Origin of the sequence: Vibrio sp. 10N.222.55.C6 (genome assembly GCF_041473395.1) — a bacterium.
GTDB classification, from domain to species: domain Bacteria; phylum Pseudomonadota; class Gammaproteobacteria; order Enterobacterales; family Vibrionaceae; genus Vibrio; species Vibrio crassostreae_C.
This window is the reverse complement of record NZ_JBFRSD010000844.1, coordinates 1-281: the sequence shown is the minus strand read 5'-3', so window position 1 is coordinate 281 and position 281 is coordinate 1. Positions and strand designations below refer to the sequence as shown.

The 281-nt window shown below is 44.8% G+C and carries 1 protein-coding gene; it reads right to left on the bottom strand.

Annotated elements, in window-relative coordinates; genetic code table 11:
• Positions 1 to 81: 81 nt before the first annotated feature.
• A partial coding sequence (locus tag AB4486_RS26480) for a sugar-transfer associated ATP-grasp domain-containing protein (protein WP_372119739.1) occupies positions 82 to 281 on the bottom strand: 200 nt, incomplete at its 5' end.

Sequence of the window (281 nt, the reverse complement as noted above, 5' to 3'; positions counted from 1 at the left end):
AACTCTCAGAGTTATGCGGCCTTTTTATCGAGCTAGATTCAGTATCAATAACTGAGTCGTTTCGCTTTAATTTAGATGAGCTTAGTTTTGAACAATTTCGCTACCGTGAACACCAAATTGCTTAGCAGCGTAGGCAACGCGCTCTGCTGGTTTTGGGTATTCAGCCGGTGTGCCCAGGTTTTCAATATGATGCAAGCGAGGTAATAAACCTGCGCCGTTTGCAATCTGTATTGCTAATCCAGGGCGTGCGTTTAGCTCAAGTACCATCGGACCTTCTTCTT